The sequence below is a fragment of the Poseidonocella sp. HB161398 genome (assembly GCF_005870025.1).
Classification (GTDB): domain Bacteria; phylum Pseudomonadota; class Alphaproteobacteria; order Rhodobacterales; family Rhodobacteraceae; genus Mangrovicoccus.
Genome location: NZ_VATA01000070.1, coordinates 14,806 through 29,485, shown reverse-complemented (window position 1 = coordinate 29,485; position 14,680 = coordinate 14,806). Strand labels below are relative to the sequence as shown.

Genomic DNA, 14,680 nt, shown 5'->3' with positions numbered 1-14,680 from the left:
ACCGCGCTCGGCATACCCGTCACTGTGGCCGTAGGATAAGTCCGTCCGGGGAAAGGGGAACCGCGCTCAGCCCCCGATTTGTGCAACAAGGCCGCGGCGATGAAATGATCGAAGAACCGCCATTCCGCATCGGACATCAGATTGCGCGCCAAGATCACCTCCGTCGCAACGGTGATCTTTCATCACGGAAGCGCCTGACTGTGAATCCCTTTTGTCAACAGCGCCTAGGCCAGAGTTCCGGTACCCAATACCTCACGTGAGGAGATCCCGATGAAAATTGCCGGAACGGCACGGCGGAGTGCCGACCTTGCCAGCGCGCTCGACCAGGTGTCCCTGCAGGGCTGGTTCGCCGACTGCCCCGAAGAGACCCGCGCCCTGCTGGCGCCGCTGGCCCGGCTGCAGCGCTTTTCGCCCGGCAATGTCGTCTATCTGCAGGGCGATCCGGCGGACGGGCTCTACGGTCTCGTCTCCGGCGGGCCCGACATTTCGGTGCCCCGTCCGGACGGCACCGAATTCACCTTTCACCGCGCCGAGAGCGGCTTCTGGATCGGCGATCTGGCGGTGATGTCGGAGGCCAGGCGGCTGGTCTCGGTCCGGGCGGCGACGGAGGTGGTGCTCCTTTTCCTGCGGGCGGCGGATATCGCGGCGCTGCTGCAGGAGCATCCGGTGCTCTACCGGGATTTCTACCGGCTGAGCTACATGAACTTCTCGACGACCTTCTTCCTGATGTCGAACATCTCGCTGGTCTCCTCCGACGCCCGCGTGGCGCTGCGGCTGCTCCTGCAGCTCGAGCGCGCGCCCGACCCGCAGGGCCATGTGAACCTGTCGCAATCCAGCCTGGCCGAGCTCGTCGCCCTGTCCGAGCCGACCTTGCAGCGCATGCGGAAGCGGCTCAGCGACCTGTGCTGCAGCGAACAGGCCTATCGCCGCATCCGGGTCACCGACCGCGAGAAGCTGCTGCAGCTCTGCGGCGAGGGCGTCAATCTCGAAAATTTCCGCTGAGCCCGCCGCCTCCGTCTTGCGGGGCCTCCGGCTCGGCGGGGAGATTCAGGCCCGGCCGCGCTGGCGACGCAGGGAAGGGCGCCCGCGCTTCTGCAGCCCTTCGCAGTCGCCGACGGATGGCACTGCCGCCGCTGCGCGTCTGCCTGACGGCCCGAATGCGGTCTTTCCGCGCGGCGTGCCGCCATGTCGCCATCCATGCCGCCATCCGTGCCGCACCGCCCGGACTGCAGGCACTGCGCGCTCAGCGGCCGGTCACGAGGCAGGGCAGGGGCGCGGAGACAGAGCGGCCCGCGCGCTCGGCGGTCTCGCGGATGACCATCATCGGGGTTCCGGCCTCGGGATCGGCGAGGATGCGCGCGTCGATGTCGAAGGCCCGGCGCAGCGTTGCGCTGTCGGCGACCGCGGCGGGCGCGCCGCTGGCGACCAGCCCGCCCTCGCGCAGCACGACGACATGGTCGGCATAGCGGAAGGCCTGGTTGAGATCGTGCAGCACGGCGACCACGGTGCGGCCCTCGGCGGCAAGCTCGCGGCAGAGCTCCAGCACCTCGACCTGATGGGCGATGTCGAGATAGGTCGTCGGCTCGTCGAGAAGGACGATCGGCGTCCGCTGGGCAAGCACCATCGCCAGCCAGGCGCGCTGCTGCTGCCCGCCCGAGAGCGCGGCGACCGGCTGGCCGCCAAGCTCTGCCACGCCCAGCCGCCGCAGTGCCGCCTCGACGATGTCGCGGTCGCCGCCGCGCAGTGCGCCCCAGATATTCGAATGCGGGCTGCGGCCGTAGCTGGCGAGCTGCCGCACCGTGACCCCGTCGGGCGCGGCCAGGGATTGCGGCAGCATCGAGATGCGCCGGGCCAGGTCGCGGGCGGAGAGGTCCTGCAGGCGGGTGCCCTCCACGCTCACGCGGCCCGCGGCGACCGGCAGCACGCGGGTTAGGGCCTTGAGGATGGTGGACTTGCCGCAGCCATTCGGCCCGATCAGCGCGGTGAAGCGGCCGCGCGGCAGCGACACGCTGAGCCCGTCGATCACGGTCCTGCGGCCATAGCCGAGGGTGAGCCCGTCGAAGGTCAAGGCAGCGTCCATTATCGCATCCTGTAGAGCAGCCAGAGGAAGTACGGCGCGCCGATCACCGCGGTCATGATGCCGACCGGGATCTCGGCGGGCGGGGCGATGGCGCGGCCGAGCGTGTCGGCGGCCAGGACGATTGCCGCGCCCGTGGCCGCGGCCGCGGGCAGCGTGGCCAGCATGCGGCCGGGCTGCAGCAGGCGCGCGACATGCGGCGCGACGAGCCCGACGAAGCCGACCGGCCCGGCAATCGCGACGGCGAGCCCGGTCATCGCCACCGCGAGCGCCAGCGCCGCGGCCTGCACCCGCCCGGTGCGGACCCCGAGGGCGCGGGCGCTCTCTTCGCCGAGCGCGACGAGATCCAGGGACTTCGCCAGGGGCAGCGCGGCCAGCGCCAGCGGCAGCAGCGGCGCGATCAGGGGCATCTTGCTCCAGCCGCTCGCCCAGAGCGATCCGGTCAGCGCCAGCAGCGCGGTGTTGATCTCGACCGGATGGGTCAGCAGGAGGAACTCGGTCGCGCCGGCCAGCGCGGCGGAGAGGGCGATGCCCGAGAGGGCGAATTTCAGTGGCGAGAAGACGCCGGCATTGCAGGCCAGCAGGATCGCGGCCCCGGCCGCGCCGCCGGACACGGCCAGCACCGGCAGCCAGGCCGGATCGAGCCCGGGAAAGACCAGGAGCCCGAGGGCCAGCGACAGCCCGGCGCCCTGCGTCACCCCGAGGATGTCCGGCGAGGCCAGCGGATTGCGGATCACCGCCTGGACCAGCGCTCCTGCCATTCCCAGTGCCCCGCCGACGGCCGCGGCGGTCAGAGCGCGCGGCAGCCGGTGGTTCCAGATGACGAAATCCTGCGCGTCGCGCGCCCAGCCGAGCCGCAGTGCCTCGCCCGGCGCCACCCAGCTGGTGCCGAGGCAGAGCGCGGCGGCGAAGAGCAGGACCAGAAGGCCCGCGAGCGGCACGGCGCGGTTCATGCCGCCCTCCGCGCCAGCAGGAGGAACGCCGGCGCGCCGATCAGCGCGGTGACGGCTCCGGCGGGCGTCTCGGACGGGAAGGCCACCGCCCGCGACAGGATGTCGGAGGCCAGCAGCAGCGCGGCACCCAGAAGCGCGGCGAGCGGCAGCGCCCGGCGCAGATCCGTGCCGACCAGCGCATAGGCCAGGTTCGGCGCGATCAGGCCGAGAAAGGCGATCGGCCCGGCCACGGCCACCGTCGCGCCGGTCATCACGCAGCCCAGCAGGAAGACCAGGGCCCGCAGGCGCCCGATCCGCACGCCGAGCGCCAGCGCCGCCTCGTCGCCGAGCGCGATCAGGTTGAGCGGCTTGGCAAAGGCCCCGGCCGCCAGCCCGGCGGCCAGCAGCACGGGGGCCAGCAGCCGGACATCCCCGAAACCGGTATTGGCCAGCGACCCGGCCAGCCAGTTCAGCACGCCGAGGGCGCGCTCCTCGGCCAGGAGCACGACGAGCCGGGTCAGCCCGGCGCAGAGCGCCGCCATCGTCATCCCCGCCAGCACCAGCCGGATGCGCGAGGCCTCCGCCGAGAAGGCCGAGCCGAGCAGCATCACCAGCGTCCAGGCCGCCGCGCCGCCCAGCGTGGCCGCCACCGGGCCCGGCACCGACGCCCCGGCCAGGCCGCTGCTGACGATCGCCAGGCCGAGGCTCGCCCCGCCAGTTACCCCCAGCAGCGACGGCGAGGCCAGCCGGTTGCGCGTCACCCCCTGCATCAGCCCGCCGGTCAGCCCCATCATCGCCCCGATCAGCACGCAGACCATCGCCCGCGGCAGGCGGACCCGGGCGATGATCTCGGTCATCGTGCTGCGCGCTCCGCCGGTCCAGAGCGGCGCGGCATCCGCCAGCCCGAGGGGGAAGGCCGAGAAGGCCCAGAGCGACCACAGGAACAGCCCCGCCACCAGGGCGAGGCTGCCGGCCAGCCAGAAGACGGTGCGCGCCAAGCCGTCACTCCTGCGGGGCGGCGTAGCTGCCGTCGAGGATCTCGATCGTCGTCCGGGCGATCTTCTCGGCGGCGATGATGCCGCGGTTGCGCGCCCAGACATTGCTGTCGACGGCGACCACATGGCCCTGCTGCGCCGCGCCGAGCACGCTCCAGAGCGGCCCGTCCTGCCAGGTGTCGACGATCGAGGGGCGGCGGTAGTGCCCGACCAGCAGGTAGCCGGGATCAAGCGCCAGGAGCTGCTCGATCGAGACGAATTCATAGGCGTCGCCGCCCTCGCGGATCTCGGGCACGGTCAGGCCGAGGCTCTGCAGCACCCCGCCGGAATAGCTGTCTGGCCCGTGCAGCGACAGGCTGTCCTCGCGCGCTGCGCCAAAGATCACGGTCGCCCCGCCGGGCAGTACCGCCTTCGCCTTGGCGGCGTAGTCCGCCATCCGCTCGTGATGGAGCTCCAGCCGGGCGGCCATTTCGGCGTCGCGCCCGACCGCATGGCCGACGATCTCCGCCGATGCCAGGCTCTCTTCGTAGCTCTCGCCGCGCGAGGGCAGGAGCAGCGTCGGCGCGATGGCAGACAGCGTCTCGTAGCTGGCCGCATGCCGGTCGAGATCGGCGATGATCAGATCGGGCTTCAGCGCGGCGATGGTCTCCGTCGCGGGCTGCGCGCGGGTGCCGACCGAGGTCCAGTCGCCGGTCACCTCGCGCACTTCCGGGGGCAGGCGGCTGGCGTCATTGTCGTCGGCCACGCCCACCGGCGACACGCCGACCGAGGCGAGCGCGTCGACGAAGGAGAATTCCAGGGCCACCACCCGTTCCGGCGTGCCGGGCAGCTCGAGCACATGGCTGCCGTCGGAGATGGTGATCGGGTCGGCCAATGCCGAGCTCGCGCAAAGGAGAAGGCCTGCTGCGAGGGGGCGGAGGAGCTGCATGTCACGTCCTGGTCTTGCACGTCCTCCCCGGGGACCCGGTTAGTTCAATCGACTAAAACAGTCAACTAATCGGTTTCCGCGTGTGGATAATTCGGGACGGGTCTTCATCGCATGCTCTCGCACGGTATGGAGCGCCCGCCGGACCGGGCCCGGCACTGCCGTGGCCGCGATGCCGGCAGCAGCGTCCGGACGGGATGCGCCGGGAGCATGGCCCGCTTCGTGGTTCGGGACCGGCCCGGGGGCGCGTTCGGGCACGGGGCGTCGGGCATGGCGGGGTTCCGCACGGAATTGGCCGGACGGATGGTGGCGCGGACCGGCATCGGCTCCTTATCCGCCCGGGACCCGCGCATCGCCCCGAGCGCGCAAGGGAAGGGCGCGGAACCGCCCGGTTCCGCGCCCTTTGCAGTGCGTCCCGCTGATGGCGCTCCGTCAGGAGGCCTTCTTGAGGAACTCGTCGATCTTCGACTCCGCCTCGTCCTTGGCCAAGCCGTATTTCTCCTGCAGAAGGCCCTTGAGCTCCTCGCGGTCGCCCTTGGCGCGGGTCATGTCATCCTCGGTGAGCTCGCCCCACTCCTGCATGACCTTGCCTTTCCACTGGTTCCAGTTGCCTTCGACGATATCCCAGTTCATGGGTCTCTCCTTTCGCGTTGCTATCGGGGGGACAACGCCGGGCGGGGTCCGCGGTTCCCGCAGGCGGCCTCGCATTCGCATTCGCGTGCGCGGCCGCGCAGCCTCGTTCCGCCGGGCCCGGATGGGCGGCGGCTGGGGACGGGTCCGCAGGGCCGGGGCAGGACGCGCAGGCAGGGGCCGGAGACGGCAGGCATGGGCCCGACGCATCGACGGTGGGGAATGGCGCCGGAAGGTCGGGGCGGCGGCGGGCGCAGGATGTCGTCCGGCCTTGCGGCGCGGGCGGCGACCATGCCGGGCTGGGGCCGGCAGAGCCGCGTCGCATCGGGCCCGTTCCGTCGGGTCCGGCTGCCGCTCGGCATCGCCGGGAGATCCAGCGCGAAGGGCCCGGCCGGGACGGGCACGCGTCCCATGGTTGTCCGGACAGCCCCGGCCGCCGCCATCGCCCTGAGCGTAGGCGCCGCGCGATCCGCGGGGGCGGCCGGCAGACGTCTGCGGGCAATATGCATGCGACGGCGGGCGGGACTGATCCTAGCATGGCGGGAGGGCCGTGCCGCAGACGGCGGGACAAGAGGGCGAAGCCCGGTTCCGGCGCCCGCGCGGTCCCGGATCGGCGCATCCCGCCGTGATCCTGCCGGGGCAGAGGTGCCGGCGCGGACGGGCCTGTCGCTGCCGCAAGGCCGCCTGGCCGACGGGAAGGCGGCGCGGACGGCTGGTGGGTCCGGGCGCTGGCGGCAGGCCGGGAAGGGCAGCATCTGCGGGGAGAGGCGGCGCCCTGACAGTGACGGCGGGCCGTGCGGGGCCCTGTCGGCGCCATCGTTCCGGCAGGGCCGGACGGGTGGCGCCGTGGTCTCTCCGGCCCGGTCCGCGTGGCTGCATCCCATGCCGATCCGCCCTTTCCGACAGCGTCCGCGATGCGGCCTTTCGCCAGTGTCCGGCTGCCAGTCATCCCGAAGGCAGCGCTGCCGGCAGGCTGCGCCATGGGCACCCGGCGGCCAATGCGGCGAAGGGAGCGTCACCTGCGGGCCGGAGCGCCTTGCGCCAAAGGCCCTGCAGGCCGGATCAGGAGGCGGTCTGCAACAGCCCGTTCTCCAGCGCGAACCAGACCAGCTGGGCATCGGTTTCCAGCCCGAGCACGCCCTTGATCTGGTAGTGGTTGTTGCGCACCGTCTTCTGGCTGATCGCCAGTTCCTCCGCGACGCGCTCGACCGGCCAGCCGCGGGCCAGAAGGCACAGGATCTCGGTCTGGCGCGGGCTGAGATCGCCGAGGCCGGTGCCCGCGCCCGAAATGCGGTCCCGCGCGATCTCGGCGATCACGTCCGGAGAGATCACCGTGCGGCCGCGCAGCGTGCCGAAAATCGCCTCGACCAGCAGCCGCGGGTCGCTGCTCTTGGTGACATAGCTTGTGGCGCCGGCCTGCACGGCCTTCAGCGCGAAGGCCGCGCTGAGATGCATGGTGAAGACGACGATGCGCGCCTGGCCGTCATACTGGCGGATATGGCGGATCGCCTCGATGCCGCTGGCGCCGGGCAGGGTGACATCCATGACCACCACATCGGGCTGCAAGTCGCGGAACCGCGCATAGGCGGTCCTCGCATCCTCGGCCTCGCCGACGATCTTCAGCCCCGGCTGCAGGTCGATCAGCCGGCGGTAGCCCTCGCGGACCACCGGATGGTCGTCGACGATGAGAACGCTGCACTCCGTCATGCCGCGCAGCGCCCCTGCGGGTCGGGCAGCGTCACGCGGATGCGCAGCCCGCGGCCGGTCTCCTGCAGCGAGAGCGTGCCGCCCATCGCCTCGGTGCGCTCCGCCATGCCGAGAAGGCCGTGGCCCGGCGTGCCCGCATCCGCCCGGCCGCCGCCGTCATCCTCGACGCTCAGCGCGATGCCGCCGGCCTCGTGGCAGAGCGCGACATCGACCCGCGAGGGCCTGCCGTGGCGCATCGCGTTCGTCACGCATTCCTGCACGATGCGGTAGAGGTCGAGCGCCACGGCGCCGTCCAGCTCCGCCTCGTCGAGCGTGCTTGCCAGCGACAGACGCACGCTGCTCTGGGCCTGCCAGCCGGAGAGCATGCCGCGCAGGCTGGCCGCGAGGCCGACCTCGTCCAGATCCGGCGGGCGCAGCCGCGCGAAGGCGCCGCGCAGGCAGGCCATCATCGCGCGGATATTCGCGCCGATCGCCTCGGCATCGCGCGCCAGCGCGGGGGCGGCGGGCTGGGCGGCCAGGCTGATCGAGGCGGCAAGCGCCGCGGTCGCCGTCAGCATCTGGCCGAATTCGTCATGCAGGTCGCGCGCCAGCTGCCGCCGCTCGACATCCTCGACCTCGATCAGGCGGCGGGTCAGGGTCCGGCGCGCCTCGGTGCCGGCGCGCAACTGCTCTGCCAGGCGGTTGACCGCGTCCGCGATGCGGCGGAACTCCGCGGCGCCCGAAGGGGTCACGCCCGCGTCCAGATCGCCATTGGCCAGCCGGTCGAGCCCCCGGACGATGCCGCCGACCGGCTCCAGCCGGGAATAGATCGCCAGCGTGCCGAGCAGCAGTACCCCCGCCGCCAGGCCCAGCGTCTGCCACAGCGCCAGCCGCACGCGCTGCCAGGCCAGCGTGGCGGCGGCGACCGGGTCGAAAGCGACCTCCAGCGCGTAGACGCCGTCCTGCGAGGCGCTGCCCGCGCCGGTCAGCCGCGGCATCGGACCGAAGACCCGCGTCACCGTCTTGCGGAAGCCCGCCGGGGCGACCGGGCCGAAGACCTGCCAGCTGGCGCAGAGCCGCCGCTCGGAAATCGCACGCTGCTCGAAGCTGATGCAGGTGCCGGGCGCCATCAGCCCGAGGAGCTTGATCGAGGTCATCTCGGCATAGAGCGGCTCGCCCGCCCGCGGCTCCATGTGGTAGCTGCGCTCCAGCGCGTAGCCCGCGCGGGTCAGCGTGTTGCGGGTCATGCGGTCGACGGTCTCGTAGGCGCCGGCCGCCGCCAGGGCGACGGTGATCGCGCCGGCCGCCACTGTCACCAGCCACAGCGTCAGAACGAGTCTCAGCCTCAGGCTCATGGCCTCTCCTCCCTCGGGTCCCTGCGCCGAGGATCGGGCAATCCGGCCCGCCTGTCGCGGGCAAATTGCCCGGAGTTCGGCGAATTGCGGCTAAAGTCCTTGCTCCCTGCGCCAGTCATGGCGTGATGCTGGGGCATGCGCGGGAGGAGAGCATGGAAGATCTATCGAGCGAGGGCCCGAATGCGGGGGCAGCTTCGGCGCCCGCCCGGCGGCTGGTGCGCCATCTGGAAGACGGGCTGATCGGGCAGGCGGTCCTGGTCGAGCGGCTGGTGATCTGCCTGCTGACCGGCGGGCATGTGCTGATCGAGGGGCCGCCGGGGCTGGCCAAGACCCGCTCCGTCCGGCGGCTGGCCGATGCCGTGGAGGGCAGCTTCGCCCGGGTGCAGTGCACGCCCGACCTGATGCCTTCGGACGTGACCGGCACGCAGATCTGGCGCCGCGAGACCGGCAGGATGGAGTTCCTGCCCGGCCCGGTCTTCCATTCGCTCCTTCTGGTCGACGAGATCAACCGCGCCCCGCCGAAGGTCCAGTCCGCGCTGCTCGAGGCGATGGCCGAAGGGCAGGTGACCAGCGGCGGGACCGCCCGCCCGGTGCCCGAGCCCTTCATGGTCGTGGCGACGCAGAACCCGCTGGAGCAGGAGGGCACCTTCCCGCTGCCCGAGGCGCAGCTCGACCGCTTCCTCTTCCATGTCCTGCTCGGCCTGCCGGACGGGGCGACGGAGCTGGCGATTCTCGATCTGGTGGAGGGCGAGCTGCGCGCGCCCGAGGGGGCGCGGATCCCGCGGCTCGGCCTTGCCGATCTTGCGGCGATGAAGCGGGAGGTGGCGCAGGTCCATCTGTCGCCCGCGCTCCGGCAGTACATCGTCGCGCTGGTGATGGCGACGCGGCAGGCGGATCACGGGCTGTCGGTGACGGAGCGGCTGCGCCATGCGGTCAGCCCGCGCGGAACCCTGTCGCTGGCGGCGGCGGCCCGGGCGCGGGCCTGGCTGCACGGCCGCAGCTACGCGGTGCCCGAAGACGTGCAGGCGCTGGCTCCGGACGTGCTCTGCCACCGCATGGCGCCGAGCTGGCGGGCGCTGGCCGCCGGAGAGACCTCGCGCGCGATCATGGCCGAGATCCTCGCCGCGGTGGCGCCGCTGTGACTTCGGGGGCGGTGCTGTCGCTGGAACGGCTGGTCGCGCTCGCCGCGCTTGCCGGGGCGGAGCCGCCCGGCGGGGCCCTGTCGCGCGGCGCCGGGGCGGGGATCGACGGGCGGCGGCGCGGAGATGGCGGCGATCCCTACGACCTGCGGCCCTTCGTCGATGGCGACGACCCCCGGCTGATGGACCCCGCCGCCACGGCGCGCAGCGGCCGCCCGCAGCTGCGCCGCCGCCACGAGCAGGTGGAACGCTGCACCCTGCTGGCGGTCGATTTCCGTTCCCCGATGCTCTGGGGCACGCGCGGCCGGTTCCGCTCGGTCGCGGCGGCCGAGGCGGCAGTGCTCGAAGGCTGGCGCGCGGTCCTCGCAGGCGGAAGGACGGGCCTTGCGGTGCTGCGCGACGGCGGCATCGACTGGCTCCCGGCCCGTCCCCGCGAGGCCGCCATGCTGGAGATCGCCGCGATGCTGGCGCGGACCCATGCCGAGGTGATGGCGCAGCCCGCCGGGACGTCGCCCACGCTGGCCGGGCTTCTGCCGGAGGCGGCGGCGCGCAGCGCCTCCGGCACGGAGATCCTGCTGGCGACGGGGATGGATCTGCCGGGCGACGCCTTCGCCGCGACGCTGGCCGCGCTGGCGCGGCGCAACCGGATCCAGATCCTGCTGGTGCAAGACGCGGTCGAAGCGGAGCCGCCCGCGGGATGGTTCACGGTCCGCCTCGGCGGCCGCATGGCGCGGGGACGCTTCGGCGCGTCGCAGACCGCGGCGGACCTGGAGGCCGAGGCGGTTCCGGTCCGGATCGTGCGCGCGGACCGGCCGGAGACGGTGGCGCCATGACGCCGGAAGAGCTCCTGCAGAGGCTGGCCCCGGTCCGCGTGCCCGAGGCCTTCGCGCGGTTCGGCCCGCAGGACGCGCTGGCGGCGATCGCGCTGGGGCTCTTCGCCGCCCTCCTGCTGTGCCTGGCGCTGCGCGGCCTGACCCGCGCGCGGCCGCGTCCCGCCGACCGGGCCCGCGCCGGGATCGCAGTGCTTGCGGCCCTGCCGCCGCAGGCGCGCATCGCCGGGCTGGCGGCACTGCTGCGCGAGCTCGGCGGCGAGATGCCGGCGGGCGGGCGGGACGCGCTCTACGACCCGGCCGCCGCGGCCGATCCCGCCCCGCTCGAGGCGGCCGTCCTGGCCCAGGCGCGGAGGGCCCGGCGATGAGCCTTGCCGCCCCCTGGGTCCTGCTCCTCCTGCCGCTGCCCCTCCTGCTGGCGGTCCTCCTGCCGCCGCGCAAAAGCGGCAGCGGCGCGCTCTACCTGCCGCCGGCGCTGGCCGCGGCCTTCCGCCCCGCGGCCGCGGCGCCGGTCCGCCGCCACGCCCGGCTGATCGCGCTCGGCCTCGCCTGGATCGCGCTGGTCGCCGCGCTGGCCGGGCCGCGGCAGGAGCGGGTGCTCGATCTCGTGCCCGCCTCCGGCCGCGACATCATCCTGGCGCTGGACCTCTCCGGCTCCATGGAGCGGGAGGATTTCATGCTGGACGGAAGGACCGTGTCGCGCCTCGCCGCCGTGCAGGCGGTGGCCGCGCAATTCGTCCGCGGCCGGGCCGGCGACCGGGTCGGGCTCGTGGTCTTCGGCGATCGTGCCTATGTCGTCGCGGCGCCGACCCATGACGTGGCCGCCGTGGCGGAGGCGATCGGGACGCTGCAGATCGGCGTGTCGGGCAAGGCCACTGCGATCGCCGACGGGCTGGGGCTCGCCATCCGCCGACTGCGCGCGCGCGAGGCCGAGAGCCGCGTCATCCTGCTGCTGTCGGACGGGCAGGACACGACCGGGCTGGTCGATCCGGTGGCGGCGGCGCGGGCCGCGGGCGAGATGGGCATGCGGGTCTACACCATCGCCCTGGGTCCCGGAGAGCCGGACGGCGCCGGCGACGCGCGGGAGGCCGTCGACACGGAGACGCTGCGCCGGATCGCCGGGGCGGCGCGTGGCGAGAGCTTCCGGGTCCGCACCACCGGCGACCTGGAGGCGGTCGCCGCGGCGATGAACCGGCTCGAGCCGAGCCCGTCGGAGCGGCCGCCGGTGCGGACCTGGCGGTTGTTCTGGCCCTGGCCGGCGGCGCTGGCGGCGGCGGGGCTCGCCCTGGCGATGCTGCTGCAGGCGAGGGAGGCGGCATGACGGTGCCCGAGCTGATCCTGCTGCGGCCGCTCTGGCTTGCCGGCCTGCCGCTGGCCCTGGCCGCGGCCGTGCTGGCGCGGCGCCATGCCGGCGGGCTGGCCGCCTGGCGCCGCGTGGCCGATCCCGCCCTGCTGGAGGCGATGCGCCGCCGCGGCCATGTCACGCCGTCCCATTCGGGCGCCGAGCCCTGGCTGGCGGCGCTGGCCCTGGCGCTGCTCTGCGCCGGGCTGGCCGGGCCTGCCGACCGCGACCCGGACGCCCCCGTGCTGCGCGACCGCCATCTGCTGCTGGTGCTGCTCGACCTCTCGCCCTCGGTCACGCGGGGCGGCGGGCTCGACGATGCGCAGGCGGCGGTCTCCCGCCTGGTCGATATCGGCGGCACGCGGCCCACGGGGCTTATCGTCTATGCCGGAGAGAGCTTCCTCGCCGCGCTGCCCACCGAGGATCCCGGCGCGGTCCAGGGCATGATCGCGGTGGCGGACGGCGAGACGATGCCGGTCGGCGGCAGCCGTCCCGACCGGGCGCTTGCCATGGCGCAGCGCGTGCTGCGGGATGCGGCGGCCCCGGAGGCCGATGTGGTGCTGGTCTCCGACGGCGGCGGCATGGGACCCGAGGCCCTGGGCATCGCCCGGCAGATGGCGGAAGAGGGCAGCCGGATCTCGGCGGTCTTCGTGCCGCAGGGCGCGCCGCAATACGGCCTGCCCCCCGGCGACCCGGAGGGGCTGGAGGCCGTGGCACGGGCCGGCGGCGGGCGGATGGCCGATGCGGGCGCGGCCGGTACGGTGGACGCGCTGCTGCCGGTCCGGCGCGGCACGGGCGCGCGCGGGACGGAGCTGCGCGCGCTGCAGTACCGCGACCGCGGCCCCTGGCTGGCGGCGGCGGCGCTGGTCCCGCTGGCGCTCCTCTTCCGGCGGAGGCGGGCATGAGGCTGCGGCATCTGGCACTGGCGGCGCTGGCCTGCGCGATTGCCGCGGGTCCGCAGGCCTGGGCGAAGCTTGCCTGGCAGGCGGGCTTTCCGGCCGTGGCGGTGCCGCTGCTGCGCGATCCGGCGGTGAGGGCCGCGGCGCTCCATGCGGCGGGGCGCTATGCCGAGGCCGATGCGGGCTTCGCCGCGGTGGGGCGCAGCGCCACCTACAACCGCGGCCTGACCCTGGCGGCGACCGGCGACTATGCGCTGTCCGTGGCCTATTTCGACGCCGTGCTCTTTGCCGACCGCTATGACGCGGAGGCCCGGCGCAACCGCGATGCCGTCCGGGCGCTGGTGCCGCCGGTCATCGGCGAGGCCATGGGGCATGGCCGGATCGAGGCGCTGCTGGCCGAGGCGGGGGTGAAGACCGCCGCCTTCGATCCCGAGGCCCCCGAACGGCCGATCGAGGACCGGGAGGGCGACCTGCAGCGCACCAAGACCAAGCGCCCGGTGACCGGCGAGCGTACGGCCGCGGCCGACAGCGCCTGGCTGGACACGCTGGAGGACGCGCCGGGCGCCTATCTCCGGGCGCGGCTGGCCGCCGAGATGGAGCGCCGCCGCGCTGCGGGCGAGGCGCATGGCGAGGAGGACAGCCAATGGTGAGGCTCCTGCTCCTGCTGCTGGCGGTCGCGCTGCCCGCGCAGGCGGATCCCCGCGACGCCCCCCGGCTGGAGCTGGTCCTCGATGCCCGCGAGGCGGCGCCCTTCGAAGGCGAGATGGTGCTTGGCACCCTGCGCGGCACCTACCGGCAGAACATCGCCCGCGAAGAGCTGAAACTGCGCCCGATGGCGGATTTCGACTGGGTCCGGCTCGGCCTCGACCGCTGGAGCGAGGAGCGCGTCGACGGGCTGCCCGCCCGCATCTTCGAGCGGCGCATCGCCTTCTATCCGCGCAGGCCGGGCGATTTGGAGATCCCGCCGATCGCCCATGCGCTGGAAATCTCCGGTCCCGATGGCCGGCGCGACAGCGTCATCGTCCGCTCCGCGCCGGTGGCCCTTGCGGTGCAGCCGTCCCCGGCGGTCGGCGGGGCGCGCTGGCTGCCGCTGCGCGCGCTCGAACTGTCGGAAAGCTGGGATGCCGATCCCGCGCGGCTGGCGGACGGGCAGAGCGTGACCCGCCGCGTCGTCCTGCGCGCCTTCGGGGCCACGCCCGAGATGCTGCCGCAGCAGCCCGCGCTGCGCCAGCCCTGGCTGATCAGCTTCACCCCGCCCGAAGAGCGCCATTTCCAGGTCACGCAGGAAGGGCCGGTCTCCACCCTGGTCTGGACCTGGCACCTGCGGCCGGTCACCGGCGAGCCCGGGGTCATTCCGCCGGTCGAGATCCCCTGGTTCGATACCGGCGAGCGCGCGCCGCGCGTGGCCGTGATCCCCGCCGCGGCGATCGGCTATGCGAGCTTCGCCGGGAACGCCGCCTCTGGCTGGCGCTCGGTCGCGGAGATCGGCCATGGCTCCTGGCTGCTGGCGGGGCTCTCCGCCCTGATCGCGACGGCGGCGGCCTTCAGGGAGCGGCGGGCGCCCTCCTGGCTGCGCGGCGCAATAGCGCGGCGCCTGCGGCTCTTCCGGCTGCGCCGCCGCGTCCGCGCCGGAGATCTGGCCGTGTCGCGGCAGATGGCCTCGCAGGTGCTGCAGGACCTGCCGGGCCTCGGCGAAGACCAGCGCCTCGGCCATCTGCGTCCCGTGGACGAGCTGCTCTATGGCGAGCTGGCGGCGGACCGGCCGGGACGGCTGCGAAAGCTCTATGCGCGCACGAGGAAGGCCGCCCTGTCCCGGCGGCAGCGCGGGTAGCGGAGAGGCGCGCAGTGGTGTCCGGACGGGCCGCTGAAC

The 14,680-nt window shown here is 73.8% G+C and carries 15 protein-coding genes; 8 read left to right on the top strand and 7 right to left on the bottom strand.

Annotation, left to right across the window (positions count from 1 at the left end; genetic code table 11):
* The first annotated feature begins 270 nt into the window (after positions 1–270).
* The gene (locus FGX59_RS30835; protein WP_138471605.1) at positions 271–1,002 is read left to right on the top strand and encodes a Crp/Fnr family transcriptional regulator; all 732 of its coding nucleotides are present in this window, start codon (positions 271–273) and stop codon (positions 1,000–1,002) included.
* Positions 1,003–1,243: 241 nt separating this feature from the next.
* Here the strand turns inward: FGX59_RS30835 and FGX59_RS30830 are convergent, their stop codons facing one another.
* The 7 genes from FGX59_RS30830 to FGX59_RS30800 all read right to left on the bottom strand — a co-directional run bounded on the left by FGX59_RS30830 (position 1,244) and on the right by FGX59_RS30800 (position 8,600).
* A complete protein-coding gene (locus FGX59_RS30830; protein ID WP_138471603.1) occupies positions 1,244–2,080 on the bottom strand; it encodes an ATP-binding cassette domain-containing protein in 837 nt (278 codons plus the stop codon).
* Positions 2,080–3,030: an iron chelate uptake ABC transporter family permease subunit gene (locus FGX59_RS30825; RefSeq protein ID WP_138471602.1), complete on the bottom strand. Its 951-nt coding sequence runs from the start codon at positions 3,028–3,030 to the stop codon at positions 2,080–2,082. The genes FGX59_RS30830 and FGX59_RS30825 overlap by 1 nt, the downstream gene beginning before the upstream one ends.
* Positions 3,027–4,007 (bottom strand): iron chelate uptake ABC transporter family permease subunit, encoded by a 981-nt coding sequence (locus FGX59_RS30820; RefSeq protein ID WP_240722810.1) that lies wholly within the window; start codon positions 4,005–4,007, stop codon positions 3,027–3,029. The genes FGX59_RS30825 and FGX59_RS30820 overlap by 4 nt, the downstream gene beginning before the upstream one ends.
* A gap of 4 nt (positions 4,008–4,011) precedes the next feature.
* A complete protein-coding gene (locus FGX59_RS30815; protein WP_138471598.1) occupies positions 4,012–4,932 on the bottom strand; it encodes a Fe(3+) dicitrate ABC transporter substrate-binding protein in 921 nt (306 codons plus the stop codon).
* A 429-nt stretch (positions 4,933–5,361) separates the two neighbouring features.
* Positions 5,362–5,562 carry a CsbD family protein gene (locus FGX59_RS30810; protein ID WP_138471595.1) on the bottom strand — a complete coding sequence of 67 codons (201 nt, stop codon included), beginning with the start codon at positions 5,560–5,562 and terminating at the stop codon, positions 5,362–5,364.
* A 1,059-nt stretch (positions 5,563–6,621) separates the two neighbouring features.
* Positions 6,622–7,266, bottom strand: a complete 645-nt coding sequence (locus FGX59_RS30805; RefSeq protein ID WP_138471593.1) for a response regulator transcription factor — start codon at positions 7,264–7,266, stop codon at positions 6,622–6,624.
* Complete coding sequence (locus tag FGX59_RS30800) at positions 7,263–8,600, bottom strand: sensor histidine kinase (protein WP_138471591.1); 1,338 nt, start codon at positions 8,598–8,600, stop codon at positions 7,263–7,265. Before FGX59_RS30800 ends, FGX59_RS30805 begins: the two co-directional genes overlap by 4 nt.
* A 152-nt stretch (positions 8,601–8,752) precedes the next feature.
* Here FGX59_RS30800 and FGX59_RS30795 point away from each other — a divergent pair, with 152 nt between their 5' ends.
* The 7 genes from FGX59_RS30795 to FGX59_RS30765 are packed head-to-tail and all read left to right on the top strand — an operon-like array spanning position 8,753 to position 14,641.
* Positions 8,753–9,742 carry a MoxR family ATPase gene (locus tag FGX59_RS30795; protein ID WP_138471589.1) on the top strand — a complete coding sequence of 330 codons (990 nt, stop codon included), beginning with the start codon at positions 8,753–8,755 and terminating at the stop codon, positions 9,740–9,742.
* Positions 9,739–10,572, top strand: coding sequence for a DUF58 domain-containing protein (locus FGX59_RS30790; protein ID WP_240722808.1), 834 nt, complete (start codon positions 9,739–9,741; stop codon positions 10,570–10,572). Before FGX59_RS30795 ends, FGX59_RS30790 begins: the two co-directional genes overlap by 4 nt.
* A complete protein-coding gene (locus tag FGX59_RS30785; RefSeq protein WP_138471587.1) occupies positions 10,569–10,937 on the top strand; it encodes a hypothetical protein in 369 nt (122 codons plus the stop codon). The genes FGX59_RS30790 and FGX59_RS30785 overlap by 4 nt, the downstream gene beginning before the upstream one ends.
* Entirely contained in the window at positions 10,934–11,890 is a 957-nt protein-coding gene (locus FGX59_RS30780; RefSeq protein WP_138471585.1) for a VWA domain-containing protein, read from the top strand. Before FGX59_RS30785 ends, FGX59_RS30780 begins: the two co-directional genes overlap by 4 nt.
* Positions 11,887–12,816 (top strand): VWA domain-containing protein, encoded by a 930-nt coding sequence (locus FGX59_RS30775; RefSeq protein WP_138471584.1) that lies wholly within the window; start codon positions 11,887–11,889, stop codon positions 12,814–12,816. Before FGX59_RS30780 ends, FGX59_RS30775 begins: the two co-directional genes overlap by 4 nt.
* Entirely contained in the window at positions 12,813–13,460 is a 648-nt protein-coding gene (locus tag FGX59_RS30770; RefSeq protein WP_138471582.1) for a hypothetical protein, read from the top strand. The genes FGX59_RS30775 and FGX59_RS30770 overlap by 4 nt, the downstream gene beginning before the upstream one ends.
* Entirely contained in the window at positions 13,454–14,641 is a 1,188-nt protein-coding gene (locus FGX59_RS30765) for a BatD family protein (RefSeq protein WP_138471579.1), read from the top strand. The genes FGX59_RS30770 and FGX59_RS30765 overlap by 7 nt, the downstream gene beginning before the upstream one ends.
* Positions 14,642–14,680: the final 39 nt, after the last annotated feature.

Coding starts and splice junctions, on each gene's coding strand:
- FGX59_RS30835 (WP_138471605.1), top strand. CDS start 271: ATGAAAATTGCCGGAACGGCACGGCGGAGTGCCGACCTTGCCAGCGCG.
- FGX59_RS30830 (WP_138471603.1), bottom strand. CDS start 2,080: ATGGACGCTGCCTTGACCTTCGACGGGCTCACCCTCGGCTATGGCCGC.
- FGX59_RS30825 (WP_138471602.1), bottom strand. CDS start 3,030: ATGAACCGCGCCGTGCCGCTCGCGGGCCTTCTGGTCCTGCTCTTCGCC.
- FGX59_RS30815 (WP_138471598.1), bottom strand. CDS start 4,932: ATGCAGCTCCTCCGCCCCCTCGCAGCAGGCCTTCTCCTTTGCGCGAGC.
- FGX59_RS30810 (WP_138471595.1), bottom strand. CDS start 5,562: ATGAACTGGGATATCGTCGAAGGCAACTGGAACCAGTGGAAAGGCAAG.
- FGX59_RS30805 (WP_138471593.1), bottom strand. CDS start 7,266: ATGACGGAGTGCAGCGTTCTCATCGTCGACGACCATCCGGTGGTCCGC.
- FGX59_RS30800 (WP_138471591.1), bottom strand. CDS start 8,600: ATGAGCCTGAGGCTGAGACTCGTTCTGACGCTGTGGCTGGTGACAGTG.
- FGX59_RS30795 (WP_138471589.1), top strand. CDS start 8,753: ATGGAAGATCTATCGAGCGAGGGCCCGAATGCGGGGGCAGCTTCGGCG.
- FGX59_RS30785 (WP_138471587.1), top strand. CDS start 10,569: ATGACGCCGGAAGAGCTCCTGCAGAGGCTGGCCCCGGTCCGCGTGCCC.
- FGX59_RS30780 (WP_138471585.1), top strand. CDS start 10,934: ATGAGCCTTGCCGCCCCCTGGGTCCTGCTCCTCCTGCCGCTGCCCCTC.
- FGX59_RS30775 (WP_138471584.1), top strand. CDS start 11,887: ATGACGGTGCCCGAGCTGATCCTGCTGCGGCCGCTCTGGCTTGCCGGC.
- FGX59_RS30770 (WP_138471582.1), top strand. CDS start 12,813: ATGAGGCTGCGGCATCTGGCACTGGCGGCGCTGGCCTGCGCGATTGCC.
- FGX59_RS30765 (WP_138471579.1), top strand. CDS start 13,454: ATGGTGAGGCTCCTGCTCCTGCTGCTGGCGGTCGCGCTGCCCGCGCAG.